The organism is Nonomuraea helvata (genome assembly GCF_039535785.1).
In the GTDB taxonomy this organism is placed as follows: domain Bacteria; phylum Actinomycetota; class Actinomycetes; order Streptosporangiales; family Streptosporangiaceae; genus Nonomuraea; species Nonomuraea helvata.
Map to the genome: position 1 here is coordinate 438,731 of NZ_BAAAXV010000008.1, position 26,317 is coordinate 465,047.

The window sequence follows — 26,317 nt, forward strand, 5'->3', positions numbered from 1 at the left end:
CCCGGCGATGAGACGTGCCCTTCGCGCGGCGCCCTTCATCGGCCCGCACCTGGTGCTGTTCGCCGTGTTCGGTCTCCTTCCCGGCGTGTACGGCCTCTACATCGGCTTCACCCGGTGGAACCTCCTGGGCGACCCCCAGTTCGTCGGCCTGGACAACTTCCACGAGATTCTGTTCGACACCGAGTCGGTGTTCCACGACCAGTTCGTCAACGGCCTGGTCAACACGCTGATCTTCGTCGCCGTCTCCGTGCCGCTGCTGATCGTGATCCCGCTGCTGCTGGCCGCCGGGCTGTCGCGCAAGGACCTCAAGGGCGCGGGATTCTTCCAAGGCGTCTTCTACATCCCCGGACTGATCTCGGTCTCGGCCGGCGCGATCGCCTGGGTCCTGATGTTCAACCGCGAACTCGGACCGCTCAACAACCTCCTGGGCACCGACATCAGCTTCATCACGACACAGCCGTGGGCCTGGCTGACGATCTTCGTCCTGACCGTGTGGGCCGGCATCGGCGGCAACCTCGTGATCTACCGATCGGCGATCTCCGCGGTACCGCGCGAGCTTCACGAAGCCGCGCAGATCGACGGCGCGGGCACGGTGCGGCGCTTCCTCAGCGTGACGTTGCCCTCGATCCGGTTCCCCCTGCTCTACACCATGGTCCTCACGACCGTCGGCAGCTTCAACGTGTTCGGTCAGCCCATGATGCTCACCAAGGGCGGGCCGAACAGCAGCACCAAGGTCCTGATGATGAACATTCGCGACCTCGCCTTCGGTACGGGAGCGTCCATCGCCGGGATGGCCGCCGCCATGTCCATGCTGCTCGGAGTGGTGCTGATGCTCATCTCGGCGGTTCAGTTCTCCGTGATGCACAGGGGGATCCGTGGCTGAGTCGACGACAGTGCCGCCGGGCGACGGCGGACGCCTGCGGCGGCGGACGAGTTTGATCATCTGCTACGTCGCGCTGGCCACGCTCGCCCTGGTATGGCTGCTTCCCATCGCGTACTCGATCGCGACGTCGTTCAAGTCGGCGACCGAGATCGCCTACTCGGGCTTCAGCCTGCTGCCGGCGCACTGGGTCGCGGAGAACTACGTGACGCTCGTCGAGGGCGCCTCCAGCTATCCGGTGCTCCAGTGGTTCGTGAACTCTCTGGTCATCTCCACCTCGCACGCCGCGCTCACCGTGGTCGTGGTCGCCCTCGCCGGCTACGGCTACACCCGGATGCGCTTCCCCGGCAGGGACGCTCTGTTCCTGACGCTGCTGGGGATATCCCTGTTCCCCAGTGTCGTCAACCTCATCCCCTCGTACAAGATCGTGCAGACTCTGGGGTGGGTCAACTCGCCGCTCGCCATGATCATCCCCGGTCTGGCGGGTGTGGCGAACGTCTTCCTCGTACGCAGTTTCATGGCGGGTGTGCCCCGTGAGCTGGACGAGGCCGCCCGCGTCGACGGGGCAGGTGATTTCCGGATCTTCGCCCAGGTCATCCTGCCGAGTATCCGCCCGGTCCTCATCGTCGTCTTCCTGTTCTCGTTCACCGGCTCGTGGAACGACTTCCTGTGGCCCACGATCGTGTTCAACGACATCGAGCGGATGCCCATCACCGCCGGGCTGCTGCTGTTGCAGAACATGTTCGGCGACTACTCCAAGCTGGGGCAGCTCATGGCCAGCGCCGTGCTGGCGATGATCCCCACCACGGTCCTGTTCCTGGCGGCGCAGCGTTATTTCCTCAGCTCCCTGAACCTCAACGCCGGTCTGAAGGGATAGATCCGTGCAACGGCGACTCGAACGGCGGCTCCTGGTGGCCGCAGCCGTCTGGACCGGCCTCCTCGCGCTCGTCACGCTGTTCCCCTACCGGATGTGGTTCGAGCAGGTGGCGGCCGGTTCCGCAGGCGAGAGTCTGATCGCCGGCGCCTCCGCCGTGGTTGGCGTCTACGGCCTGGTCCTGCTGCTCGTGGCGCTCGTCACCGGCTGGCTGGCCTGGCGGATCGGCACCCGGCCCGGCGCGGCCGTCCTGTGGTGGGCAGGCGCGTGCGCGGTCGGGGCGCTGCTGACCCGCGATGTCGTCGGCTGCCTGCTGTTCTCGGTCGTCTGCGCGGTGTACGCGGCCAGGAGCAGGGCGCTGCGCAAGGCCGGTTCCTTCCATCGAACGCAAGGTATTCACAGATGAGCAACAATGTCGTGCCCGCCATCGTCAATGTCGATGTCGAGGGTCCGTTGATCAGTCGGCATCTGTACGGTCATTTCGCCGAGCATCTGGGCCGGTGCGTCTATGGCGGGTTCTACGTGGGCGAGGACAGTGACATCCCGAACGCGGGCGGGATCCGGCTGGATGTGGTGGAGGCGTTGCGCGCGCTGAACATCCCGAATCTGCGCTGGCCGGGTGGTTGTTTCGCTGATGAGTACCACTGGATGGACGGGGTGGGGCCGAAGGATCGGCGTCCGGCGATGGTGAACACGCACTGGGGCAACGTCGAGGAGAACAACCACTTCGGGACGCACGAGTTCATGGCCCTGTGCGAGTTGCTCGGCGCTGAGCCGTACATCAGCGGCAATGTCGGGTCCGGCACGGTCAGGGAGATGAGCGACTGGGTGGAGTACCTCACCCGTGAGGGTGACTCGCCGATGGTGCGGCTGCGTAAGGCCCATGGGCGGGACGAGCCGTGGCGGGTGCGTTTTTGGGGGCTGGGCAACGAGGCGTGGGGCTGTGGCGGGCACATGACCGCCGGGCAGTACGCTCATGAGGCGCGCCGGTTCGGCACGTACTGCCGTGATCACGGTGAGAACAAGTTGTACCGCATCGCCGCCGGGGCGAACTCCGATGACTATGCCTGGACCGAGACGCTGATGAAGCAGCTCGGCGACCTGGGCTGCGCCTACCGGCCCCAGCCCTTCTACCAGGCGCTCTCGCTGCACTACTACACGATCCCGGGTACCTGGCAGGACAAGGGCGACGCGACGGTGTTCGACACCGGGGACTACTACCGGACGCTGGTCCAGGCCGCGCGGATCGACGAGCTGATCACCCGCCATTCCAACGTGATGGACTGCTACGACCCGGGCAAGAACGTGGGCCTGGTCGTGGATGAGTGGGGCACGTGGTGGAACGTCGAGCCCGGCACCAATCCCGGCTTCCTCTACCAGCAGAACACCCTGCGTGACGCGCTGGTGGCCGGCGTGCATTTCGACATCTTCCACCGGCACGCCGACCGGCTGGTGATGGCCAACATCGCCCAGACGGTGAACGTGCTCCAGGCCATGATCCTCACCGATCCCGACTCGGGCGCGCTCGTGCTGACGCCGACGTACCACGTGTTCGAGATGAACAAGGGTCACCAGGACGCGGCCTCGCTGCGGGTCGACCTCCCCGCGGGGGTGCCCACCCGTGAGACGTTGCAGACCGTCTCGGTCTCGGCCAGCCGCAAGGACGGGCGTGTGCTCGTCTCGCTGTCCAACCTGGACGCGGCCGAGCCGGTCGACGTGGACCTGGACCTGCGTGGCGGCGCGGTGGCCGACGTCCGCGCCCGCATCCTGACCGCCGACAAGCCGCAGACCCACAACACGCCCGAGGCGCCCGACGCCGTCGCGCCCCGCTCCCACCAGCAGGTCACGCCCACCGCCTCCGGGCTTCGGGTCCACCTGCCGGCACACTCCTTCGTCACCGTGGAGGGGCGCCTCGCATGACCGCGCACGAACGCATCACCATCGACGTCGGGGCCCAGCAGGGCGTCGAGGTCGCCCCGGACCTGTGGGGACTGTTCATCGAGGACCTCAACGACGCGCTCGACGGAGGCCTGAACGCCGAATGCCTCCGCAACGGCGACTTCGAGTTCAACGCCGCCGACCGGGACGGCTGGGACGCGCTGACCGCGTGGAGTGCCGATGTCGCGGATCGGGTAGAGGTCCGCACCGATGCCCCGATCCATCCGAACAACGCGCACTACCTGCGCCTGACCGGGCCCGTGACCCTGGTCAACGAAGGATGGGACGGCACGGGCACCAGCGACGGGCAGGGCTTCCTGCTCTCGTTCTTCGCCCGCGCCGGAGCGGAACCGGCGCGCCTGACGGTCACCATCGGCTCGAACGGCGGCAGCCTTGCCCGCGCACAGGTCATGGTGCCGGCCGGCGGCTGGCACCGCTGCGAGACGACCCTCACCGCGGTCGCCGACGGCCGGGGCCGGCTGCACATCGAGATCCCGGCGGGACTCGTCGTCGACCTCGATCATGTCTCACTGCGGCCGACCGGCCCAGGCGGTGAGCCGCTGACCTTCCGGCCCGACCTGCTCCAGGCGCTGAAGGACCTGTCGCCGAGCTTCATCCGCTTCCCCGGCGGCTGCGTCGCGCACGGGCTCGGCCTGGACAACATCTACCACTGGAAGACCACGATCGGGCCGCGCCACGAGCGGGCCCAGATCCCCAACTCGTGGGGCTACCACCAGTCCCGGCAGATCGGCTACCTGGAGTACTTCGAGCTGTGCCAGGCCACCGGAGCCACGCCGCTCCCGGTGGTCGCGGCCGGAGTGTGCTGCCAGAACTACCCGGGCGGCGCTCAGGCGATCGCCGACGACGCCATGGACGCCTACATCCAGGACGTACTCGACCTCATCGAGTTCGCGAACGGGTCGGCGGACACCCTGTGGGGCGCGCGCCGTGCCGCGCTCGGCCATCCGGAACCGTTCAGGCTGCGCTACCTTGGGCTGGGCAACGAGGACGAGATCACCGACGATTTCCGCGACCGCTACGCACGCATCGAGGACGCCGTACGCGGCCGCCATCCGGAGATCTGCGTGATCGGCACGGTCGGGCCCCAGCCCTTCGGCCCCGACTTCGAGGCCGGTTGGGCGTTCGCCCGCGCCCGCGGCACTGCCATGGTCGATGAGCACGGCTACCGCAACCCGCGCTGGTTCCACCAGAACGTCGACCGTTACCGCACCTACGAGCCCGGCCCTCAGGTCTACCTCGGGGAGTACGCCGCGCGCAGCAACACCCTGCGCTCCGCCCTGGCCGAGGCCGCCTACATGATCGGCCTGGAGCGAAACCCCGGCGTGGTGCGGCTGGCCTCCTACGCACCCCTCCTGGCCCGGGTCGGGCACGCTCAGTGGACCCCCGATCTGATCTACTTCACCGCCACCGAGGTGTTGCCCTCGGCCTCCTACCACGTCCAGGGCATGTTCTCCCGTGAACGGGGGACCAGGCTCCACCCCGTCACGCTCGGCGGCGTCGAACCGGAGCCCGTGACGCTGCCGGAGACCGGCTCGGTACGGCTGATGTCGCAGGGCGCGAGCGTCGACTACGCCGACATCGTGCTCGACGGCCTCGTACGGCATCCTGTGACCACCGACCCGGGCGGAGAACCCGTGGAGCTCGGCGGCATCGACCCCGCCGCGGCCACCCTCGAGCTCACCGCCACCAGACGGGCGGGCGACGAGGGGTTCGTCGTCGAACTCGGCGGTGACAGCTACCTGCAGGTCCACGTCGGAGCCTGGCAGAACAGATCCACCCTCGTGATACGCGGCGACGACGGCATCACCAACGACGATCACGGGCCGCTGCACTGGCACGGCGTGCGCACGGGCATCCCGGTGCGCGTCAGAGTACGCCTGGACGGTGCGCGCGTACGCGTGTGGATCGACGGCGAACTGCGGCACGACTACGAACAGGACCTGCGGCCCGAGCACCGGGTGGTCGCCGGCGCGGCTTCGCGGACGGCGGCCGACGGGACCACCGAGTACGTGATCCGTGTGGTGAACGCCCATCCCACCGCCCGCGTGGCGACGATCCGACTCGCCGAACCGCTCGAGCAGACGGTCGCCACGGTGACGACGCTCGCCGGTGCGAACCCCGACGAAGGACAACCCTTCACCGCATCACCCGTGGCACCGGTCGTCATCACGACCGGCGGCGACACCGTGGACCTGCCGCCCTGGTCATTCGTCACTGCTGTCGTCAGGAGCATTCCTTGATCATCGAAACCGGTCCGCAGGAGATCCTGCACGTCGAACCGTGGGGCCCGCACGCCTTCCGGGTCCGCTCCGCACCGCACGCGATCAGGCACGACCTGCCCGGCGCGCTCACCACTCCACCCGCCGGGGCCCGCCCACAGCAGCGGGGGAGCACCATGGTGAACGGCCGGATCACCGCCGAGGCGGAGGCCGGGCGCCTCCGCTTCTTCCACACCGAGACCGGCAGGGAACTGCTCGCCGACAAGCAGCCCTACGTCTGGCATCAGGGGCCGCGCGTGCACGCTCCGCTCGGAGACGGCGGCTACCGCATCGAGCAGCACTTCCGCGCCTACGACGACGAACGCATCTACGGTCTGGGCCAGCACCAGCACGGCCTGCTGGACCAGAAGGGCTGCGTGCTCGACCTCGTCCAGCGCAACACCACCACGACCATCCCGTTCCTGTTCTCCTCCCGCGGATACGGGCTGCTGTGGAACAACCCCGCGATGGGCAGGGTGGAACTGGCACACGACGCCACCCGCTGGGTGGCTGACTCCGCCCATCAGATCGACTACTGGATCACGGCCGGCGAATCGCCGGCCCAGATCATGGCGAGCTATGCCGACGCCACGGGCCACGCCCCCCTCATTCCGGATTGGGCGGCCGGGTTCTGGCAGAGCAAGCTGCGCTATCGCACACAAGCCGAACTCCTCGCCGTGGCCAGACGCCACAAGGAGCTGGGCCTGCCGCTTTCGGCGATCGTCGCCGACTACTTCCACTGGGAGCGCATGGGGGACTGGAGCTTCGACCCGGAGTTCTGGCCCGATCCGCAGGCGATGGTCAAGGAGCTCGACCAGCTCGGCGTCAAGCTGGTGGTGTCGGTCTGGCCGACCGTGGAAGCCGACAGCGACAACTACCCCGAGATGCGCGCGGCCGGGCACCTGGTGAGCAGCGTGGAGGGTGGCCTGCTCACCCAGGACTGGCCGGCCAAGGGACGGGGCGAGAGCTTCGTACCCTCGGCCTACTACGACGCGACCGTCCCCGACGCCCGGCGCAAGCTCTGGCGGGAACTCCGTGAGCACTACTTCGACCTGGGCGTGGAGGCGTTCTGGCTGGACGCCTGCGAGCCCGATCTGACCCCGCGCAGGGCGGAGCAGGCGCTGTACGGGGCCGGCCCGGGACGGCAGGTCGGCAACATGTACGGCCACTACCACGCCCGCGGCCTCCACGACGGCCTGACCGAGGCGGGAGTCGCGCGGCCGCTCTCACTCGTCCGCTCGTGCTGGGCGGGCAGCCAGCGGTACGGCGTGGCCCTGTGGTCGGGAGACATCCGGCCCACCTGGGACGCGTTGGCCACTCAGGTCCGCACCGGTCTGAACGTCGCACTCAGCGGCATCCCCTGGTGGAACAGCGACATCGGCGGCTTCCACGGCGGCGATCCCTCCTCGGAGGAGTACCGGGAGCTGATGATCCGCTGGTTCCAGTTCGGTACGTTCTGCCCGATCATGCGCCTGCATGGGGTACGCGAACCGTCCGGTCCGTTCACCGCCGGGCAGACCGGAGCGGACAACGAGGTCTGGTCCTACGGCGAGCGCGCCTACCAGATCTTCCGCGAGCACCTGTTCCTGCGCGAACGGCTCAAGCCGTACCTGATGAGGCTCGCCGAGGCCGCGCACGAGCGGGGCGAGCCTGTGCTGCGCCCGCTGCTGTTCGACTTCCCCGGCGACGAACGGGCCTGGGCCGTGGACGACCAGTTCATGCTCGGCCCGGACCTGCTGGTCGCGCCCGTGCTGGCCCCCGCGGCGGCCGGTCGGAGCGTCTACCTGCCCCAGGGCACGCGCTGGGTGGAGCTCGCCACCGGTGACGTCTACGACAGCGGCACCATCGAGGCCGCCACTCCGTTGGAGCGCATCCCGGTGTTCGTCCGCGAGGGCAGTGATTGCCTTCTGTGAGGCGCAGTAGGCTCAAGACGTCGGCGACCCGCGGTCGGAGCCGGTCGGATCTGATTCCGGCCGAAGGATGCAGGAGCTGAGGAGCGGCATGGTCACCATGAGCGACGTCGCCAAGCTGTCCGGGGTGTCGAAGATGACGGTCTCCAACGTCATCAACGGCCGGGCCGGAGTCAGCGAGCCGGTCCGGCGCCGGGTGATGGAGGCGATCCGTCAGTCGGGCTACCGCGTCAACGTCTCCGCCCGGACCCTCAGATCCGGGCGGACCGGCGTCATCGGGCTGGCCGTGCCCGAGATCGACCGGCCGTACTTCGGCCAGCTCGCCGCCCACGTGATCGCCCAGGCAGCACAGCACGGCTTCCATGTTTCCATCGAGCAGACCGGCGCGGCCGCGGCCGGTGAAATGGACGCGATCGCCCATTCGCACACGCTCCATTTCGATGGCCTGATCCTCAGCGCGGTCGAGCTCGACCGCGCTGATCCGCGGCTGGCTGACGCCGGCTACCCCATCGTGATGCTGGGCGAGCAGGACTTCGGCGCGAAGTTCGACCACGTCGCCATGCCCAACGAGGAAGGCACGAAGGCGGCGACCGCACACCTGATCGACCGGGGATGTCGCCGGATCGCGCTCGTCACCGGCAGCGGTCTCGACGGAGTGAACGTGGTGACGCGCCGCTATCGGGGCTACCTCGCCGCCCTCGCCGAACATGGGCTCTCCGCCGATCCCGCGCTGTTCTTCGCCATCGATGGGATGACCATGGACTCCGGCCGCGACGCGGGCCGCCGCCTGGCCGACTCCGGCGGCGGGATCGACGGCGTGGTCGCGGTGACCGACACTGTCGCCCAAGGGGTGCTCCGCGGTCTCGCCGACCGCGGTGTTCGCGTCCCCGACGACGTACGGCTCATCGGCTTCGACGACATCCCCGAGTCGGAGTTCATGGTCCCGTCGTTGTCCACGGTGGCACCCGACCACCGGTGGATGGCCGCGAAGGCCGTCGAACTGCTGATCAATCGCATTCACGCCCCGCTCCGCCAGGCCGGTGAACACATAGCTCCCTTCACACTCGTGATCCGCGAATCAACTCGCTGATCAGTGGCCAGGGAGCCCAGAGTCGAATATACGTTTGAACCATGGCATAGACTCGACACCATGAATGCCCCGTTCCAAGCATCTCTGCTCGGCCTGGACGAGGAGCTGGGGGTCGGGCCGCTCGGCGACACGGTCCGCAGGACGCACCTCGACCGCGGCGCCTGGATCGACCTGCGGCTGGGCTGGCTGTCGGGGGCGGACACGCTGTTCGAGCGGCTGGCCGAGACGGTGCCGTGGCGGGCCGAGCGGCGGCACATGTACGACCGGGTGGTGGACGTGCCGCGGCTGCTGAAGTTCTACGACGAGGACGAGACCCTGCCCGATCCGGTGCTCGACGACTGCAGGCGCGCGCTCAACGAGCACTACGAGGAGGAGCTGGGGGAGCCGTTCCGTACGGCCGGGCTCTGCTTCTACCGCGACGGCCGCGACAGCGTGGCCTGGCACGGCGACACGATCGGGAGGGGCGGCACCGAGGACACCATGGTGGCGATCGTCTCGGTCGGCGATCCCCGCCCGCTCCTGCTCCGCCCGCGCGGCGGCGGGCCGTCCATCCGGCGCGATCTGGGGCATGGGGATCTGATCGTGATGGGCGGGAGCTGCCAGCGTACGTGGGAGCACGCGATCCCGAAGACGGCCCGGCCCACGGGGCCGCGCATCAGCATCCAGTTCCGGCCCCGCGGGGTTCGCTGACGGCCCCCTCAGGGTTCCGGGCACGTCGCGCGCCGACGCCCCACGCTCGAGTCCGCCGACGACGCGAGCCCGCGCCCGAGGGCGGCGGCGCGGGGCCGAGGCTGCGGTTACCTCAGGGTCAGGCGGGCGACGCGGCCCCCTTCGCCCGAGGCCCAGCACGTCAGGTCAGGGGTGCACGACACCGTGTCGAAGGAACCGCTGTCGAACGTCTCCCAGCTCCGCCCGCCCGACCACGTGACATCGCTGCCGGAAGGCCCCACCGCGATGGCCGCGAAGGGCAGGTGCGGGAGCCAGGCGACCCCCGACCGGTACGCGGGAGGCGGCGTGGTGGCCGGCCGCCAGGTGGCGCCGCCGTCGGCGGTCACCGCGCCCGCGCTGGGGGACGGCTGGTCGGGCCGGTAGTCGCCGCCGACCGCGATGCCGTGGTGGCGGTCGCGAAAGGCCAGGCCGAACACGCCGCGCGCCGCGTCCCCAGCGGGGATCGGGGTGTCGGCCACCGTCCAGGTGCGCCCGCGGTCGCCCGAGTGGAACACCCGTGACCGCTCCGCCCCGCCGCTGGCCAGCCAGGCGTCCCGGCCGCCCGCCGTGACCAGGCACTGCCCGCTCGCCGCGAAGCCCGCCTCGCCCGGCAGCGCCTCCGGCATCCCGTCGGCGGGCAGTACCTGCCAGCTCCGCCCGCCGTCCTCCGTCGCCAGGATGCGGAACCTGCCGTCCACGGGATCGCTCATGGCCAGCCCGTGCCGCCGGTCGAAGAAGGCGAGGCAGTCGTAGAACGCCTTCGGCTCGTCGTTCCTGAACGCTTCCGCCCAGGTGCGCCCGCCGTCCTCAGTCCGGTAGACGCGCGAGTCCGTACCCTCGCCGATGGACAGCGCCACGGCCCGGCGCGCGCCGAAGGCCTCGATGTCGCGGAACTGGAGCGCGGCGGTGTCGGGCGGTGAGACGTTCTCCCAGCTGCGCCCGCCGTCCACGGTCCGCAGCACGGTGCCGCCCGAGCCGGAGGCCCAGGCCACGTCGCGGCTGACGGGCGACAGGCCGCGCAGGCGCGCGGTCACCCCGGTCTCCTTGAGCTCCCAGGAGAGCCGGGGCGTCCCGGCGTGGGCGGGGAGCGCGGCGGCGAGTACGACGGCCGCCGCTGACAGCGCGCCTAACGCGAATCGAAGCTTCATGTCGGGCAAACTAGCCCAAAGGATCAACACCGTCCATGGCCAGGACGACCTTGAGAACCCCGGTCAGGCGGCCGCGCGGGCCGCGCCCCACGACAGCAGGGCCTCCGCCGTGTCGAAGCGGCGGCTGGAGTCGGACTCGCCGAGCAGCACGCCGACCAGCGTGTGGCCGTCCTGCTCGCCCGCGAACGCCAGCGTGTACCCCGCCGCCCGGGTGAACCCGGTCTTCACCCCGATCGCACCGGGCGTCCCGAGCAGCCGGTTGGTGTTGCGCCAGCCGTACGTGCCGTGCTCCCCGTTGGCGTCCAGCGAGTGGTACCGGGTGCCGACCACCTGCTTGATCAGCGGCACCTGCAGCGCCTTGGCCGCCAGCACGGTCTGGTCGTGGGCCGTGGAGTAGCCGTCGCCGTCCGGCGTGGGCAGGCCGTCGGCGTTGACGTACTCGGTCTCCTTCATGCCGAGCTCGCGGGCCGTCGCGTTCATCTTGGCGACGAAGCCCTTGACGCCGGGCCCGTACGTGCGGGCCAGCGCGTGCGCGGCGTCCGCGCCCGAGGGGAGCATCAGGCCGTACAGGAGCTCGCCGACGGGGATGCGGTCGCCGGGCTGCAGGTCGGCGGTGGTGCCGCCGCCGTCCTCGGCATACTGGACGTCCTCCCGCTTGATCTGCACCACGTCCGTGGGCTTGGCGGTCTTCATCACGAGGTACGCGGTCATGGTCTTGGTGACGCTGGCGATCGGCAGGCGCTCGCCGGCGTTCTTGCCGAACAGTTCCTTGCCGGACGAGGCGTCCATCAGGTACGCGGCGTTGGCGTACACCGCGGGTGCCTGCTGCCGGACGGTGGCCACGGCAGGGGCGGAAACCTGGGCATACGCGGGCGCGGCGAGCCCCGTGGCGAGGGCGAGCGCGCCTCCCACGGCGGCCAGGCGGGCTTTCCGGATACGCATTCACCCAGGCTGCCGTGCCCTTTAGCATGCTTTAGTCGAAATGAGGGGAATTTTGCGAAAGGGCATGCGGAAACGCCGATACAGCCGGAGGAATCGGTAGGTAAATCTTTTCCTGGCTATGTCCTGAGCGCTGTCAGTGAGCGCTCCAGAAGTTGTCGGCCACTCTTTCACCCGCCAGCAGCTCTGAGAACAAATCCTCCCACAATGGCATCACCAATTCCGGAGCGTACGCACGCGACGCTCTGACCGCCGCCTTCCCCATCCGCACCCGCAGCTCCCGGTCGCCGATGACCCGGCTCAGCGCCGCGGCCAGCGCGTCCACGTCGCGCGCCGGCACGAGCAAGCCGTCCACGCCGTCCGTCAGCACGTCGCGCGGCCCGGTCGGGCAGTCGTACGCGACCACCGGCAGCGCGTGTGTCATGGCCTCGATCATGACCATCGGCAGGCCCTCGAAACGCGAGCTCAGAGCGTACACGGAGGCGGCCGCGAGTGCCTTGTCCAGCCGCTCGGTACGGCCGGGCAGCTCCACGTGCCCGCCCAGCCCGTGCTGCGCGACGAGCCCTTCCAGCTGGCTCCTGCGCGGCCCGGTGCCGAAGATGCGCAGCCGCCAGTCCGGATGCTCCTGGACCACCTGCGCGAAGGCCTGGATGAGCAGGTCGAAGCCCTTCTGCGGCACCAGCCGGCCGGCCGCGACCACGACGGGGTTGACCTGCTGGGAACGTTCCTGGTCGACCCGGTCGACCGCGTTCGGGATCTGCACGATGGGGGTCTTGGGCAGCAGGCGCTGGTACTCGAGCCGGTTGGTGCGCGTCAGCACGGTGACCGCGTCGAACCGCCCGTAGTGGCGGGCGATCTCCCTGCGGATGCTGTCGGGGTACGCCGACAGGTTCATGTGCTCCTGGGCGACCTTGACGACGTTCCCGGGGGCGCGGCGGGCGGCGATCAGGTTCAGGGCGGGCCTGGTGGTCACCAGGATGCCGTCGCGCAGCCGGGAGACGTACTCCATGGCGGCCCACTCCACCCGCTCGGTGAAGTAGTCGGCCGCGAACTCGCCACGCGGCACGATCTTGCCGCGTACCCGGCGCCAGGCCCGGCGCCCGACCGAGTCCGGCCGGGTGCCGCCGCGCTGGTCGACCAGGGCGGTGATCCGGACCCGCGGGTCGAGCGTGAACCGCGGGTTGTCGCGCCGCCGTACCACGCTGACCAGCTCGACGTCGTGGCCGGCCGCGGCCATCGCGTTGGCCTGGTTGACGACGGTGCGGATGGTGCCGCCCATGCCGTAGGCGTGCAGCATCAGATAGCGGATCTTCACGCGAGGTACCCCCAGGTCCGGCAGATGGGTTTCAGCACGTCCGGGATCTGGTCCTCGGAGGGAAGCTCGCGTGGGGGCTGGACGGTGCCGGACCGGATCTTCTCGCGCCAGTCCCCGAGGCCCTTCTCCAGGACCGGCTGCTCGCCGTACGAGAGCATCCGCGGCTCCCACTCGAGCCCGAGGAACGCGCAGATCTCGCGGGTCACCCGCTCCGGCTCCGCGCTCAGCTCCTCGTACCTGACGGTCAGGCCGGGCAGCGCCGACCTGGCCCGCTGGACGGCCTTCATGTAGCGGAGCGCGTCCAGCGCGGCCGCCTCCGGGGTGCGCCTGTCCGGGCCGGCCTCGTGCCACGACGTGGCGATCGAGGCGGGGTGGCGCAGCAGGAAGACGAAGCGCGCGTCGGGCCAGCAGGTGGCGATGCGCTCGTAGGCGAACGCGTTGGCGGGCGTCTTGTCCACGACGAACCGCTTGCCGCTGCGTACCAGCTCTCTGTGCAGGACGCGGTCCCACAGCAGGTGCTCGAGGTCGGCCTGGTTGTGCCCGAGCGCGGTCATCGCCTTGGAGGCGAGGTTTGTGGCGAACTGTACGCGGAGGCGGCGTATGTGGAGCTCGTGCGGGGCGTGCAGGGCGGAGTGGGCGTTCAGTATCGCGCGAAGGAGCGTCGAACCGGACCGGACGGGCGAAAGGAGGAACACAGGGGCTTCGAGCAGCCGGTCGGTTAGCGGATCCGCGGGCGGTCTGATCTCGGGGACGGGCGGGGAAGAGGGAGCCTTCCCCACCCGTTCGATCTGGAATCCGGTGAACCTGACCAACGCTTTGTTCATTGTGCGCTGCCAGTTCATGCCGAGGCAGACTACCGACAGTTCCTGGCAATTCCCTGGCAATGGTAAAGAGCGCGCAATGCCAGGAAATTAAGGGATGAATCACACTACTGGCCGGCGAGGCCTGTATGCGCGACGCCGCGGACGATCTGACGCTGGAAGAGCACGAAGATCACCAGCAGCGGCAGCCCGGCCAGGACCACGGAAGCCATGATCTGCGCGTACCGCAGCCCGAACGTCCCCTGCACCACGTTGGCCAGGCCGACCGGCAGCGTCATGGTGTTCGGGTCGGTGGAGACGAGGAAGGGCCAGAGGAAGTTGTTCCAGCTCCCGATGAACGTGTAGATCGACACCGCGGCCAGCACGGGACGCGACAGCGGCAGCACGATCGTGAAGAACACCCGCCAGCGCCCGGCCCCGTCCACGAACGCCGCCTGCTCCAGCTCGGGCGGCACGTCCTGGAAGAACTTGTACAGGATGTACACGATCAGCGGCGCGGCCACCTGCGGCAGGATGATCGACCACCAGGTGTCGACCAGCCCGAGCGCCACCATCTCCGCGAACAGCGGCGCCATCAGCACCTGTGGCGGCACCATGATCCCGGCCAGGATCACCGCCAGCAGCCCCCGCTGCCCCTTGAACTGCGTGCGCGCGAACCCGTAGGCCGCCATCGCCGAGAACAGCACGGTCAGGAACGTGACGACCAACGAGGTGACCGTGGAGTTGATCGCCCACTTGACGATGCCGCCCGTGCCCAGGACCAGCCGGTAGGAGTCCAAGGTGAGCTCGCTGCCGAACCACTGCAGCGGGATCTTCGTGGTCTCCGACTCGGGCTTGAGGGAGGTGGCGACGGCCCAGGCGATGGGGGCCAGCCAGATGACCGCGAACGCCAGCGCCACCACCATCAGGACGAGCTGGCCGGGGCTGAACCGCTTGGTCATGACGAGACCTCCGCGCGCTTGCGGAACAGCCGGAGCTGCACCAGGGAGACGATGACGATGAGGACGAACAGGATGTACGACACCGCCGACGCGTAGCCGGTGCGGTACCCCGTGAAGCCCATGTCGTAGGCGTACTCGATGATCGACCTGGTGGAGTTCTCGGGACCGCCGGCCGTCATGAGATAGATCTGGTCGAACACCTTGAGCGAGGCCAGCAGCTGCAGCACCACGATGAGCGCGGTCGTGCGGCCGAGCAGCGGCAGGGTGATGGAGCGCAGCCGTTGCCAGGCCGAGGCGCCGTCGATGGCGGCGGCCTCGTACAGGTGCTGGGGGATCGACTGCAGGGCGGCCAGGTAGAGCAGGAAGTTGAAGCCGACCGTCCACCAGACCGTGGTCAGCACCACGGACAGCATGGCCGTGGACGTGTCGGTCAGCCAGGGGACGTCCGTGCCGAGCGTGCCGTTGATCAGGCCGTAGCCGGGCGGGTAGATCATCTGCAGCCACAGGATCGACACCACGGCCGACGGCAGCAGGAACGGCCCGAAGAACGACAGGCGCCACAGCCACTGCACGAACCGTAGGTTGTGCACCAGCAGCGCGAACACCAGGCCCAGGAGGACCAGCGGGATCGTGCTCAGCACGGTGAAGACCACGGTGTTCCAGAGCGAGTGCCACATGAGCGGGTCGCTGAACGCCTCGGCGTAGTTGCCGAAACCGATGAAGTGGTTGTTGGTGCCCGCGACGTTGACGCTCGACAGGCTCATCCGCAGGCCCAGCAGCACCGGCCAGACCAGGAAGGCCACGTAGATCAGCAGGAAGGGCGCGACGAACAGCATTCCGTGCTGCGTCCAGCCGCGCCGGACCTTGGCCTCGGTGACGGGGGCGGCGGCCGCGGGGGCGGCGACGGTGGTCGTCATCATCGCTCCTGGTCGGGGAAGGGGTTCGGGGCGGACAGGAGCCGGTTCAGCGCGGCCTTGGCGGTGGCCAGGCCCTCCTCCGGGGTGTGCTGACCGCCGATGACCGGGGAGAACGCCTGACCGAACTCGATCCACAGCCGCGAGGCCGAGCCGGCGAACCACACCTGGGGATCGAGCGCGACCTCGGTGATGACCGAGCGGTACTCCGACTGGGGCTCGAGCTTGAGATAGTCGGGCTCTTTGAGCGCCGGAAGGTAGGCGGGCACGTGACCGGCGACCGCCCAGTCGGCGCTGTTCTTGACGAGGTAGGCGATGAACCGGTACGTGGCCCGCTCGACCTCGGGATCGCGGTTGCGCTGGTGCGGCAGCACGAACGAGTGGCAGTCGGCCTGCGCCGCCCCCGTGCCGAAGACGCTGGGGAAGCGGGTCATGCTGAACGGCGTCTTGCGCTCCTTGAGCCCCGTGGTCTCCCAGTCGCCGTTCCACAGGAACGCCGCCTGGCCGTTGGTGAAGTTGGCCACGGACGCGCCGTAGTCGGTGCGCCAGTCCAGCAGCCCGTCCTTGCCGAGCTGCTGCATGAACCGGAGGACTTCGAGGGCCTTGGCGTCGTCGATGGCGATCTTCGTGTTGTCGGCGGAGAGCAGGGCGCCGCCGCTCTGCGCGTAGAGGGTCCACCACACCCGCCAGGGGCCGACCGTGCCCAGGCCGAGCGCGTCGAAGGCGAGCGGCGGCTTGCCCCCCATGGCGTCCTTGGTCCTGCGCAGCGCGGCCATCAGCTCGTCGACGCCGTTGGTGGGCTTGAGCTTGCCGTCGGGGCCGAGCAGTCCCGCCCTGCCGCAGATCTCGGTGTTGTAGTACAGCACCATCGGGTGGGCGTCGAACGGGATCGCGTACAGCACCCCGTCGATGTGGGCGCGCTCCCAGATCGGCGGGCTGAAGTCGGCGGCCGTCAGGCCGTTCTCCTCCAGCAGCTTGACGTTGATCGGGTCGAGCGTCGCGCCGGCGCCGATCCCGGCCAGCCGGGCCAGGTGGAAGGTGGCCAGGTCGGGGGAGCGGCCGCCGGAGCCGGCCATCGCGATCTTCGTGTAGAACGGCTCGCCCCAGGCGAGCACGTTCTCCTCGACGAAGATCTCAGGATTGTCCTTGGCGAACGCCTGGACCATCTTGTTCATGATGATGCCGTCGCTCGCGCCGAGGAAGTGCCAGTACTTGACGCGGGTCTGGGACGAGCCGAGCCCCATCGGGATCGCACATCCTGCGGCGGCGGCGCCGGCGAGCGCGAGGGTGCCGCCGAGGAGGAGCCTGCGGGAGATGTCGGGAGGATCTTGCACGGTGGCCTCTTCCTACGAGCCGTCGCTGGGCTGGTTTTCAGGGGGCCGGAAGCTGGTGTTACGTCGGGGTTACCCGAGTGTTAGCGGTAACAAGTTTCCTGTCAAGACCGTCGGCTGCCGGGGCGACCTGGCGCTTCGCGCTTGACCGGCCTCCTTGTTATCGCTAACAATTCGGATCACGTAACGCCCGCGAAACCCAGGAGACCCCTCCGTGCATCAGGCAAAACTCACGCTCGATCCCGCGTTCAAGGTCGCCCCGGTGAGCCGGCGCACCTTCGGCACGTTCGTCGAACACCTCGGGCGCTGCGTCTACACCGGCATCTACGAGCCGGACCACCCCTCGGCCGACGCCGACGGCTTCCGCGGCGACGTGCTCGAGCTGACGAGGGAACTGGGCGTGTCCACGGTCCGCTACCCCGGCGGCAACTTCGTCTCCGGCTACCGCTGGGAGGACGGCATCGGCCCTCGGGAGAGCCGCCCCCACCGCCTGGACCTGGCCTGGCACAGCACCGAGACGAACGAGGTCGGCGTCGACGAGTTCGTACGCTGGTGCCGCAAGGCCGGCGTCGAGCCCATGATGGCGATCAACCTCGGCACCCGCGGCATCGAGGCCGCGCTCGACCTGCTCGAATACTGCAACCACCCGTCCGGCACCGCGCTGTCCGACCTGCGCGCCGCCAACGGCTCCAAGGATCCGCACGGGATCAGGATGTGGTGCCTGGGCAACGAGATGGACGGCCCCTGGCAGACCGGGCACAAGACCCCCCGCGAGTACGGCAGGCTCGCCGCCGAGACCGCCCGCGCCATGCGCATGGTGGACTCCTCGCTGGAGCTGGTCGCCTGCGGCAGCTCGAGCTCGTCGATGCCGACCTTCGGCACGTGGGAGGCCGAGGTGCTGGAGGAGACGTACGACCTGGTCGACTACATCTCCTGCCACGCCTACTACGAGGAGAAGGACGGCGACCTCGGCAGCTTCCTGGCCTGCTCGACCAACATGGAGTACTTCATCCGCTCGGTCGTGGCCACCGCCGACCACGTCGGGGCCCGGCTGAAGTCGCGCAAGCGCATCGACATCTCCTTCGACGAGTGGAACGTCTGGTACCTGTCGCGCTTCCAGAACGCCGCGCCGCCCGCCGACTGGCCGGTCGCGCCGCCGCTGCTGGAGGACCACTACCACCTGGCCGACGCCGTCGCCTTCGGCGGGCTGCTGATCACGCTGCTGCGCAACAGCGACCGGGTGACCTCCGCGTCGCTGGCCCAGCTGGTGAACGTGATCGCACCCATCATGACGGAGCCGGGCGGGCGGGCCTGGCGGCAGACCACGTTCCACCCGTTCGCGCAGGCGTCCCGGCTCGCGGCCGGTGACGTGCTGCGGGTGGAGTCGGTCTCTCCGTCGTACGAGACGGCCGAGTACGGCGAGGTGCCGCTGCTGCACGCGGTGGCCACGCACTCGGAGGAGGGGACGACGCTGTTCGCCGTCAACCGCTCGACCGACGGGCCGCTCTCCCTGGAGATCGACGCGCGGGCGCTCGGAGGGGCGCGCATCCTCGAGGCCACCACCCTGACGCACACGGACGTGTACGCCCGGAACACGGCCGACGACCCGGACCGGGTCGCACCCCGGCCCAACGCGGACGTGGAACACGACCCGGCCCGCGTGCTCCTGCCCCCGGTCTCGTGGAACGTGATCCGACTGGGCTGAGAGAGGGCTATCGGCCAGAGGCGGGGGCGCTCAGCCAGGGGCGGGGCCGGTGCTCTCCCTCACCACGAGCTCGGGCTCGACCAGCCGCCGCCGGTCGGGCTCGGTGCCCGCCATCCGGTCGAGCAGCAGGTGGAAGGCGTGCCTGGCGACCTCGCCGAAGTTCTGCCGTACGGTCGTCAGCGGCGGCCAGAAGTAGGCCGACTCGGGGATGTCGTCGAACCCGGCCACGCTCACGTCCTCGGGCACGCGCCGCCCGGCCTCGCGCAGGGCGCGCAGCACGCCGAGCGCCATCTGGTCGTTGGCCACGAACACGGCGGTGACCTCGGGATCCTGGGCGAGCTCCCGCCCGAGCTGGTAGCCGGAGCGCGAGCTCCAGTCGCCGCGCAGCACTTCGGGCACCGGTCGGTCCGCGGACTCCAGCACCTGGCGCCACCCCTCGATGCGGCCGTTGGAGTCGAGCCAGTCGACCGGCCCCGCCACGTGCCACACGGTCCGGTGGCCGAGGCTGAGCAGGTGCCTGGTCACGCGTACGGCCCCGGCCCGCTGGTCGACCTTGGCCACGGGCACGGGGATGTCGTCACCGGCGTCGACCGCGACCACCGGCATCTCGGGCGGCAGATGCCGCAGCCCGTCGGCGGCCGACTCGTGCGGCGCCACGATGATCACCCCGTCGACGGCCTGGGCGCGCAGCCGTTCCACGCCCTCCTCCATCGACCTGCGGTTGAGCGAGGGCAGGCTGGCGATGCTCACGTTGAACCCGGCGTTCCTGGCGGCCTGCTCGATGCAGTAGAGGGTGGAGGCGGGGCCGTACAGGGTGGTGTCGATGCTGACGACGCCCAGCACCCCGGACCGCCCGGTGACGAGCTGCCGCGCCGCCTGGTTGGGCCGGTAGTCGAGCTCGCGCACGGCGGCCAGCACCCGGGCCCTGGTCTCGGCCCTCACCCGGTCGGGCGCGTTGAGCACGCGCGAGACGGTCATGGCGGAAACGCCGGCGAGCACGGCGACGTCCATGAGCACTGCGGGCCTGCCGTCCCTGGATCTCACCGAGGCTCACCCCCTCACCGATAACGCTAACAGCCAAAGGCGTTGAACGCGCGGATCAACAAACGAGGCTCGGGCGCTCCAATGATCACTCTAGAGATCGACGGAATCGCCCGCCAGGATGCGGGCGTAGTCGGTCTCCTCCTCGAGCCAAGCGTCGAAGTAGTCCAGACCGACCTTGCTGAGCTGGATGTCGTGGATCGGGAACGCGCGGGCCAGGACGACCTGCTGGAACTCATGGTCGACCATGTCTACGCCGACCTGCGCCTGCCCCGCGGCCTCGGCTGGCGGGAAAGCCTGCGCGCGCTCGCCGTACGCACGCGCGAGCTGATGCTGGACCACCGATGGCTGGCCCAGCTCCCGCCACAGGCCAAGCTCGCCCTCACGCCCAGCCGGATGGCCGTGGCCGAGGAGGCTTTGGCAGTGCTCGACGGCCTCGGCCTGGACGCTGACACCAGGATGAGCGTCTTCCGCAGCGTGGACGCGTACGTGCACGGCGCCATGAGCTACGAGAGCGCCGTCAGCGCCTTCATGAGCGAGCAGAACCTGTCCAGCGGGGAGGAACTACGGACCGAGCTGGCCCCGCTCATGACCTGGCACATGCGGACCGGCCGCTATCCCGCCTACCAGCACTACCTGCGCACCGCCACGCGCAAGGACGACACCCGATGGCAGTTCGACGTCGGCCTCGACTGCCTCCTCGACGGCATCGCCACCCGCCTTAACATCTGATCGCAAGGCGTTCCCAGCACTCCGATGAGTTTCGGTCGCGGGGGTGGTCTCACTCCCGAAACGACTGGAAGGAGCGGCTCCGGTGGACCTGTACAGCGTCGTGTGCGTGCGTGACCGGGCGACATCGCAGAAGTGGTTCGAGGCGTTCTTCGGGCGGCCGGCGGACGAGATCATCGGCGAGGAGTGCCTGTGGCAGGTCGGTGAGAACGCGTGGGTCGTCATCGACGACCGGCACATGCGAGCCGCGCGGGTGGGCGGCACCATGATCACACTCGGCGTGACCGACCTCGACGGCATCCTGGCCCGGCTGGCCGCGTACGGCATCGAGCACGAGCCCGTGGAGACCTACGGCAACGGCGTGCGCCACGTGGACGTCCTCGACCCGGACGGCAACAGCCTGTCGCTCGCGGAGGCCCCCGCCCAGTAGCCGGCGTGCGCGTGGTCGATCCCGGCGAACCGCGGGCCACCGGGATCGACGACGGTAGGTCAGGACCTCGCGGAACCGAGGTGGACCGGCAAGGACAGCGGTCCGACCGTGAAGAACGACGGGGAGTAGGGGATGTCACCCGGCTCGATCGCCAGGCCGAGCTCCGGCAGCCGCCGGTAGAGCGACTCCAAAGCCAGCCGGCTCTCCAGCCGGGCCAGCGGCGCGCCGATGCAGTACCGCGGGCCGTGGCCCAACCCGAGGTGCCCGCTCTGCTTCCTGGTGATGTCGAACTGGTCGGCGGTGTCGCCGTACTCCTCCGGGTGGGTCGATGCCGGTCGACTGGTAGACCACGCCGACCGCGTTGCCCTTGGGGATGCGCACGCCGGAGATGGTCACGTCCTCCGCGGTGAACCGGAAGCTGGTCATCATCACCGAGTGGCGTTGACGCGCTCCCCGGCGTACGCCGGGGATTCTGGCCTGTGCCACGCTGTCATGCGGCGGCACTTCCTCGGCTTCCTGCTTCCTCGGCCCGTGCCGCCGCGAGCGGTGGTCTTACCGGCCCTCCACAGGCGTTTAGTCTCTCCGCCCGTCCGGCGGCGAGAATGTTGATCGCGGCGTTGACGTCCCGATCATGGATGGCACCACACGCGCAGGACCATTCCCGCACGTTCAACGGCATCGTCTCGGCCACAGTCCCGCAGGCCGAGCAGAGCTTGGACGACGGGAAGAACCGGCCGACCTTGGCGAACTGCCTGCCATACAGCTTCGCCTTGTACTCCAGCATGCTCACGAACGACGACCAGCCCGCGTCATGCACGCTCTTGGCCAGCCTCGTGCGCGCCAGCCCCTTCACCGCCAGGTCCTCCACAAACACCGCTTGATTCTCACGGATGATCTTGATGGACAGCTGGTGATGGAACTCACGGCGCGCACCCGCGACCTTCGCATGCTGGCGGGCCACCTTCACCCGGGCCTTGGCCCGATTCGATGATCCCTTCTGCTTACGCGACAGCGCTTTCTGGAGTTTCTTGAGTTTCTTCTCCTCGCGGCGCAGGAATCGCGGAGAGTCGATCTTCCGGCCGTCCGCCAGGACGGCGAAATGGCCGAGCCCCAGATCGATCCCCGTCTCGGCAGATGCGGTGGGCAGCGGCTGCTCGCGCACCTCGACCACGAAACTGGCGAAGTATCGGCCGGCCGCGTCCTTGATGACGGTGACCGAGGACGGTGGCGCGGGCAGCGGGCGCGACCACCGCACCTTCACGTCCCCGATCTTCGGCAGGCGCAGCTTCCCGCAGGCGGTGACGGCGAAGCGGGCGTTCTTGGTGAACCGGATCGCCTGCCGACGGTCCTTGCGGGACCGGAACCGGGGCGGGGCCATCCTCGGCCCTTGGCGCTTGCCGGACAGCGAGGCGAAGAAGTTGCGGAACGCGGTGGTGCAGTCGGACAGGGCCTGCTGGAGCACGACCGCCGGCACCTCGCCCAGCCAGGCCCGCTCGGGGCGCCGCTTGGCCTGCGTGCTGACCCGGCGGGACAGCTCGGCATCGGTGATGAACGGCAGGCCGACCTGGTGGGCGTGGTTGCGCAGCGCGAGCGCGTCGTTGAACACCACCCGCGCACACCCGAACGCCTTGGCCAACGCGATGCGCTGGGCGGGGGTCGGGTCGATCCGGTAGGCGTACCGAAGCTGCACGAGGCCCATTCTAGAGTTGGTTTATAGCCGAGTTCACCGATGCCAAAACCGGCAGACACTGCGTTTTCGCCCTTCATTCACATTTGGTTTTCGTCACCAAATTTCGGCATCCGGTCTTCACTGGCACCCACCTGACCCGGCTGGATGAGATCACGCGATCGGTCTGCGCCGACTTCGAAACCGAACTGGCCGAGTTCAACGGCGAGGCCACCCACGTCCACCTCCTGGTGAACTTCCCGCCCAAGATCGCGCTGTCCAAGCTGGTCAACAGCCTCAAAGGCGTGTCCTCACGCTGGATGCGGCACCGGGGAACTCCACCTGGACCACCGGGCCGATTTCCCGGAGCCGGACACAGGTGTCGAGGGGCGGTTCGTTCGCAGCGGGGAAGGAAGGGAGGGTTGTTGTCATCTACACCCTTTGCCTGGATGGAGGGCCACTGAGCGACAAGCGCCCTCATCAGATATCCGTTGTGATCTCCCGGCAAACAGGGCGAAGTGCTCGGTAACCCAATGGTTACCGGCCTTACGGGGTCGTCGCCGCCCGCTCGGACTCGCTGCGGAGGACGCAGAACTCGTTGCCCTCGGGGTCGGCGAGAACGGCCCAGCCCGTGCCATCGGGGTTGCGGCGGTCGGTGACGAAGGAAGCGCCCAGCCCCAGCAGGCGGTCGACCTCCTCGTCGCGCGAGGTCTCCGGACGCAGGCAGAGGTGGAGCCGGTTCTTGACGGTCTTGGGCTCCGGCACCTGGTTGAAGTAGAGCAGCGGTCCCTGCGGCAGCAGGACCTGCGTCTCCTCATCCCCGGGCCGGGCCTCGGGATCCATGGGACAGCCGGTTACCTCGCTCCAGAACCGGGCGAGTTCGTAGGCGTCCGCACAATCGATCGCCACATTCTGCACTACAGAGACCATGCAGGCATTCTGCCTGAACGCGACAGCCGTATGCGTACAACCGTTTTGATCAGGTCTGGCCTGATCTGCTATGGAGCCTGGTGGACGATACTGGGATTGAACCAGTGACCTCTTCCGTGTCAGGGAAGCGCTCTCCCGCTGAGCTAATCGTCCCTTGGAGGTGGAGACGGGATTTGAACCCGTGTGGACGGCTTTGCAGGCCGCTGCCTCGCCTCTCGGCCACTCCACCGAGTCGAACCTCTCCGAGCGGAAGACGGGATTCGAACCCGCGACCCTCACCTTGGCAAGGTGATGCTCTACCACTGAGCCACTTCCGCGTTGCTTCGATAACTCTAGCGCGTTTGCCGACCAGATGCTCACCGTAGGCCGCGTTCAGCGGTCCACGGCAGGTTGCGGAGTGCGCCCTACTTGCGAAGCTGCCGGGTCACGCTGCGTTCCGTGGCGGGCAGGCTGAGGAAGATCTCCAGGATGCGGGTGAGCCGGTGGACCTCGATGCGGTGGAAGGCCGGGCCCTCCGAGCGGGCCAGGATGAGGGAGAGGGCCAGAGGCGGCAGCGGGGCATGGATGGCGTGGAGGTCGTCCTCGAGGGTAAGGGCCGTCGGGCGGGAGGGCGTCTGCTCCGGGACGGTCAGGTCTTTCGGGGCGCGCCAGCTCGCGTACAGGACGCGATCGCCGGACGTCGTGGCGGCCCAGTCGGCGCTGAAGAGGACGGGGAGCGAGTCGACGAGCGTGGTCAGCGCCCGGTCGCCCGCCGTGGTGATGTACTTGAGGATCTCCAGCTCAGGGTACGTGCCGGGGGCCTCCCTGGTGGTCCAGATGCCCTCGACTGCGACGCCCTCCACCGTCTCCAGGCTCTTGACCAGAGCCTGCCTGGGCGTGCTCTCCGGACAGAAGATCGTGATGTCGTCGACGGCCGAGCCGGCGCCCCGGTCGAGCACGGTCACCTGCGTGATGTCGGCGCCCGCCACGCCCAGGACCTTGGTCACCTGTGCCAGGGACCCCGGCCTGTCGGGCAGCGCCAGGCGCACGCGAAGCAGCATCCGTCCCCTCCAACGACGATCTGCATAACAGCCTATCCGCGAATACCCGTTACGGACCGACCTGCGGTTAACTGTCGAAGTGAAGATTGGGCCGATTGAGGTTTGGCCGCCGGTGGTGCTCGCGCCGATGGCGGGCATCACGAACGCGCCGTTCCGCGTGCTGTGCAGGGAGCAGGGCGCGGGGCTGTTCGTGTGCGAGATGATCACGACGCGCGCACTGGTCGAGCGCAATCCCAAGACGCTGCGGATGATCAGGTTCGCGGAGTCGGAGCGGCCCAGGAGCATACAGCTGTACGGCGTGGATCCCGGCGTCGTGGGGCGGGCGGCTCGGATGATCGCCGAGGAGGGCCTGGCCGATCACATCGATCTGAACTTCGGCTGCCCCGTGCCCAAGGTGACCAGGCGCGGCGGCGGGTCCGCGCTGCCGTACAAGAGGAATCTGCTGCGGCGGATCCTGCGGGAGGCGGTCGCCAACGCGGGGCCGCTGCCCGTGACGATGAAGATGCGCAAGGGCATCGACGACGATCATCTGACGTATCTCGACGCCGGGCGGATCGCGGCCGAGGAGGGGGTCGCGGCGATCGCGCTGCACGCGCGTACGGCCAAGCAGCATTACGGGGGCGTGGCCGACTGGGAGGCCATCGCCCGGCTGAAGGAGGCCGTCGCCGACATCCCCGTGCTGGGCAACGGGGACATCTGGTGCGCCGACGACGCCCTGCGGATGATGGCGCGTACGGGATGCGACGGCGTGGTCGTCGGGCGCGGCTGCCTGGGGCGGCCGTGGCTGTTCAAGGACCTGGAGAACGCGTTCAACGGCAGCCCCGAGCGGGCGCGGCCGACGCTCGGCGAGGTCGCCGAGGTGATGGCCAGGCACGCCGAGGGGCTGACCGAGTGCTTCGACATCGAGCGGTACGCCGTCGCCGACTTCCGCAAGCATGTCGGGTGGTATCTGAAGGGGTTCACGGTCGGGAGCGAGCTGCGGCGGGAGCTGGCCACGGCTGAGTCGCTCGATAGGCTGCGCGAGGGGCTGGCGAAGCTGGAGCACGATCAGCCGTGGCCCCCGAACACGGACACGCCCCGGGGGAAGTCGGGGGAGCGATCCAAGGTGCTTCTCCCGGACGGGTGGCTGGACGACCCCTGGGACTGCGCGCTCCCCGACGGTGACGCCGAGTCCGACATCTCAGGGGGGTGACACGCCGCCCGGCGTCGCCGAGGCACACCTTGGGGCGGTCACCAACCGTAGGGGCCGAATCGGCCCCAGGTGACGAACGCGGAGAGCATGAACAGGATGGCGCTGACCGCAACTCCGGACGGCTCTTTGCGGCGGATGTGTGTGCCCGCCGCCAAGACCATCATGACCGCCAGCCCGGTGCCGGCGATCGGTGTCAAGACGGGTGCGATTCCGGTCACGCCCGGTACGACCAGCCCGATCGCGCCGAGCGCCTCCATCGCACCGATGAACCGCACGGTCGCCTGGGAGAAGTCCTGCATCCACGGATACTTGCCGGCCAGCTTGTCCTTCAGCCGGAGGACCTTCACCAGGCCGGACATGGCGAACAGGGCGGCCAGGATCGCCTGCACCATCCACAAGAACACATTCATTGAGGGGGTTTCCTGAAGTCGTCGGTGTCGATGTCGGCATCAAAGAGTCATTCCGGCCTGCCACCACCAGGCTCTCCGTTGCTGTG

General features: G+C 69.0%; 26 protein-coding genes, 3 tRNA genes and 1 pseudogene. 13 read left to right on the forward strand and 17 right to left on the reverse strand.

All coding sequences use genetic code 11. From position 1 onward, the window contains the following. Positions 1-7 precede the first annotated feature (7 nt). From ABD830_RS29490 to ABD830_RS29525, 8 genes are all read left to right on the forward strand, one after another. Positions 8-883 (forward strand): carbohydrate ABC transporter permease, encoded by an 876-nt coding sequence (locus ABD830_RS29490; RefSeq protein ID WP_344994347.1) that lies wholly within the window; start codon positions 8-10, stop codon positions 881-883. Next, complete coding sequence (locus ABD830_RS29495) at positions 876-1,757, forward strand: carbohydrate ABC transporter permease (RefSeq protein WP_344994350.1); 882 nt, start codon at positions 876-878, stop codon at positions 1,755-1,757. The genes ABD830_RS29490 and ABD830_RS29495 overlap by 8 nt, the downstream gene beginning before the upstream one ends. Positions 1,758-1,761: 4 nt before the next feature. After that, on the forward strand, positions 1,762-2,160 hold the full coding sequence (locus ABD830_RS29500; RefSeq protein ID WP_344994353.1) for a hypothetical protein: 399 nt from the start codon (positions 1,762-1,764) through the stop codon (positions 2,158-2,160). Continuing rightward, the gene (locus tag ABD830_RS29505; RefSeq protein WP_344994356.1) at positions 2,157-3,674 is read left to right on the forward strand and encodes an alpha-N-arabinofuranosidase; all 1,518 of its coding nucleotides are present in this window, start codon (positions 2,157-2,159) and stop codon (positions 3,672-3,674) included. Before ABD830_RS29500 ends, ABD830_RS29505 begins: the two co-directional genes overlap by 4 nt. Further along, a complete protein-coding gene (locus tag ABD830_RS29510) occupies positions 3,671-5,953 on the forward strand; it encodes an alpha-L-arabinofuranosidase C-terminal domain-containing protein (RefSeq protein ID WP_344994359.1) in 2,283 nt (760 codons plus the stop codon). Before ABD830_RS29505 ends, ABD830_RS29510 begins: the two co-directional genes overlap by 4 nt. Beyond that, positions 5,950-7,884: a glycoside hydrolase family 31 protein gene (locus ABD830_RS29515; RefSeq protein ID WP_344994361.1), complete on the forward strand. Its 1,935-nt coding sequence runs from the start codon at positions 5,950-5,952 to the stop codon at positions 7,882-7,884. Before ABD830_RS29510 ends, ABD830_RS29515 begins: the two co-directional genes overlap by 4 nt. Before the next feature lie 88 nt (positions 7,885-7,972). Then, positions 7,973-8,971: a LacI family DNA-binding transcriptional regulator gene (locus tag ABD830_RS29520; protein WP_344994364.1), complete on the forward strand. Its 999-nt coding sequence runs from the start codon at positions 7,973-7,975 to the stop codon at positions 8,969-8,971. Positions 8,972-9,031: 60 nt separating this feature from the next. Further along, entirely contained in the window at positions 9,032-9,661 is a 630-nt protein-coding gene (locus ABD830_RS29525; RefSeq protein ID WP_344994366.1) for an alpha-ketoglutarate-dependent dioxygenase AlkB, read from the forward strand. Between the two features lie 107 nt (positions 9,662-9,768). On the opposite strand, the gene ABD830_RS29530 is transcribed toward ABD830_RS29525, so the two are convergent. The 7 genes from ABD830_RS29530 to ABD830_RS29560 all read right to left on the reverse strand — a co-directional run bounded on the left by ABD830_RS29530 (position 9,769) and on the right by ABD830_RS29560 (position 17,091). Beyond that, positions 9,769-10,827, reverse strand: a complete 1,059-nt coding sequence (locus tag ABD830_RS29530; protein WP_344994368.1) for a WD40/YVTN/BNR-like repeat-containing protein — start codon at positions 10,825-10,827, stop codon at positions 9,769-9,771. Positions 10,828-10,890: 63 nt separating this feature from the next. After that, positions 10,891-11,769 (reverse strand): D-alanyl-D-alanine carboxypeptidase family protein, encoded by an 879-nt coding sequence (locus ABD830_RS29535; RefSeq protein ID WP_344994371.1) that lies wholly within the window; start codon positions 11,767-11,769, stop codon positions 10,891-10,893. Positions 11,770-11,902: 133 nt separating this feature from the next. Further along, positions 11,903-13,081, reverse strand: coding sequence for a glycosyltransferase family 4 protein (locus ABD830_RS29540; protein WP_344994373.1), 1,179 nt, complete (start codon positions 13,079-13,081; stop codon positions 11,903-11,905). Next, positions 13,078-13,905, reverse strand: a complete 828-nt coding sequence (locus tag ABD830_RS29545) for a sulfotransferase family protein (protein ID WP_344994375.1) — start codon at positions 13,903-13,905, stop codon at positions 13,078-13,080. The genes ABD830_RS29540 and ABD830_RS29545 overlap by 4 nt, the downstream gene beginning before the upstream one ends. 104 nt (positions 13,906-14,009) lie before the next feature. After that, entirely contained in the window at positions 14,010-14,843 is an 834-nt protein-coding gene (locus tag ABD830_RS29550; RefSeq protein ID WP_344994377.1) for a carbohydrate ABC transporter permease, read from the reverse strand. Continuing rightward, positions 14,840-15,760, reverse strand: coding sequence for a carbohydrate ABC transporter permease (locus ABD830_RS29555; protein ID WP_344994379.1), 921 nt, complete (start codon positions 15,758-15,760; stop codon positions 14,840-14,842). Before ABD830_RS29555 ends, ABD830_RS29550 begins: the two co-directional genes overlap by 4 nt. Next, positions 15,760-17,091 (reverse strand): extracellular solute-binding protein, encoded by a 1,332-nt coding sequence (locus ABD830_RS29560; protein WP_344994381.1) that lies wholly within the window; start codon positions 17,089-17,091, stop codon positions 15,760-15,762. The genes ABD830_RS29555 and ABD830_RS29560 overlap by 1 nt, the downstream gene beginning before the upstream one ends. Positions 17,092-17,302: 211 nt before the next feature. On the opposite strand from ABD830_RS29560, the gene arfA reads away from it, so the two are divergent. Further along, on the forward strand, positions 17,303-18,793 hold the full coding sequence (gene arfA / locus ABD830_RS29565; RefSeq protein WP_344994384.1) for an arabinosylfuranosidase ArfA: 1,491 nt from the start codon (positions 17,303-17,305) through the stop codon (positions 18,791-18,793). Positions 18,794-18,823: 30 nt separating this feature from the next. Here arfA and ABD830_RS29570 read toward each other — a convergent pair whose 3' ends face one another. Next, the gene (locus tag ABD830_RS29570; protein ID WP_378520972.1) at positions 18,824-19,837 is read right to left on the reverse strand and encodes a LacI family DNA-binding transcriptional regulator; all 1,014 of its coding nucleotides are present in this window, start codon (positions 19,835-19,837) and stop codon (positions 18,824-18,826) included. Between the two features lie 90 nt (positions 19,838-19,927). After that, on the reverse strand, positions 19,928-20,083 hold the full coding sequence (locus ABD830_RS29575; RefSeq protein WP_344994387.1) for a hypothetical protein: 156 nt from the start codon (positions 20,081-20,083) through the stop codon (positions 19,928-19,930). Between ABD830_RS29575 and ABD830_RS29580 the strand changes: the two genes are divergently transcribed. Both ABD830_RS29580 and ABD830_RS29585 read left to right on the forward strand, forming a co-directional pair. Then, positions 20,072-20,566 (forward strand): TetR/AcrR family transcriptional regulator C-terminal domain-containing protein, encoded by a 495-nt coding sequence (locus ABD830_RS29580; RefSeq protein WP_344994390.1) that lies wholly within the window; start codon positions 20,072-20,074, stop codon positions 20,564-20,566. The two genes, ABD830_RS29575 and ABD830_RS29580, sit on opposite strands and share 12 nt — an antisense overlap. An 82-nt stretch (positions 20,567-20,648) precedes the next feature. Next, positions 20,649-20,993 (forward strand): VOC family protein, encoded by a 345-nt coding sequence (locus ABD830_RS29585; RefSeq protein WP_344994393.1) that lies wholly within the window; start codon positions 20,649-20,651, stop codon positions 20,991-20,993. A 59-nt stretch (positions 20,994-21,052) separates the two neighbouring features. Here the strand turns inward: ABD830_RS29585 and ABD830_RS29590 are convergent. Beyond that, positions 21,053-21,319, reverse strand: a pseudogene (locus tag ABD830_RS29590) (cytochrome P450); the annotation flags it as partial. 164 nt (positions 21,320-21,483) lie between these two features. Continuing rightward, positions 21,484-22,683, reverse strand: a complete 1,200-nt coding sequence (locus tag ABD830_RS29595; RefSeq protein ID WP_344994395.1) for an RNA-guided endonuclease InsQ/TnpB family protein — start codon at positions 22,681-22,683, stop codon at positions 21,484-21,486. 83 nt (positions 22,684-22,766) lie between these two features. On the opposite strand from ABD830_RS29595, the gene tnpA reads away from it, so the two are divergent. Then, the gene (tnpA, locus tag ABD830_RS29600; protein ID WP_344994398.1) at positions 22,767-23,123 is read left to right on the forward strand and encodes an IS200/IS605 family transposase; all 357 of its coding nucleotides are present in this window, start codon (positions 22,767-22,769) and stop codon (positions 23,121-23,123) included. A gap of 82 nt (positions 23,124-23,205) precedes the next feature. Here tnpA and ABD830_RS29605 read toward each other — a convergent pair whose 3' ends face one another. The 5 genes from ABD830_RS29605 to ABD830_RS29625 all read right to left on the reverse strand — a co-directional run bounded on the left by ABD830_RS29605 (position 23,206) and on the right by ABD830_RS29625 (position 24,629). After that, positions 23,206-23,589: a VOC family protein gene (locus tag ABD830_RS29605; protein WP_344994401.1), complete on the reverse strand. Its 384-nt coding sequence runs from the start codon at positions 23,587-23,589 to the stop codon at positions 23,206-23,208. Between the two features lie 78 nt (positions 23,590-23,667). Beyond that, positions 23,668-23,742, reverse strand: a tRNA-Val gene (locus ABD830_RS29610). Between the two features lie 2 nt (positions 23,743-23,744). Then, a tRNA-Cys gene (locus tag ABD830_RS29615) sits at positions 23,745-23,818 on the reverse strand. A 16-nt stretch (positions 23,819-23,834) separates the two neighbouring features. After that, positions 23,835-23,906 (reverse strand) — tRNA-Gly (locus ABD830_RS29620). Positions 23,907-23,993: 87 nt separating this feature from the next. Further along, on the reverse strand, positions 23,994-24,629 hold the full coding sequence (locus ABD830_RS29625; protein WP_344994403.1) for an ACT domain-containing protein: 636 nt from the start codon (positions 24,627-24,629) through the stop codon (positions 23,994-23,996). Positions 24,630-24,708: 79 nt separating this feature from the next. Here ABD830_RS29625 and dusB point away from each other — a divergent pair, with 79 nt between their 5' ends. Further along, positions 24,709-25,821, forward strand: coding sequence for a tRNA dihydrouridine synthase DusB (gene dusB / locus ABD830_RS29630; RefSeq protein ID WP_344994405.1), 1,113 nt, complete (start codon positions 24,709-24,711; stop codon positions 25,819-25,821). 38 nt (positions 25,822-25,859) lie between these two features. Here the strand turns inward: dusB and ABD830_RS29635 are convergent, their stop codons facing one another. Beyond that, positions 25,860-26,231: a DoxX family protein gene (locus ABD830_RS29635; RefSeq protein ID WP_344994407.1), complete on the reverse strand. Its 372-nt coding sequence runs from the start codon at positions 26,229-26,231 to the stop codon at positions 25,860-25,862. Positions 26,232-26,317 lie beyond the last annotated feature (86 nt).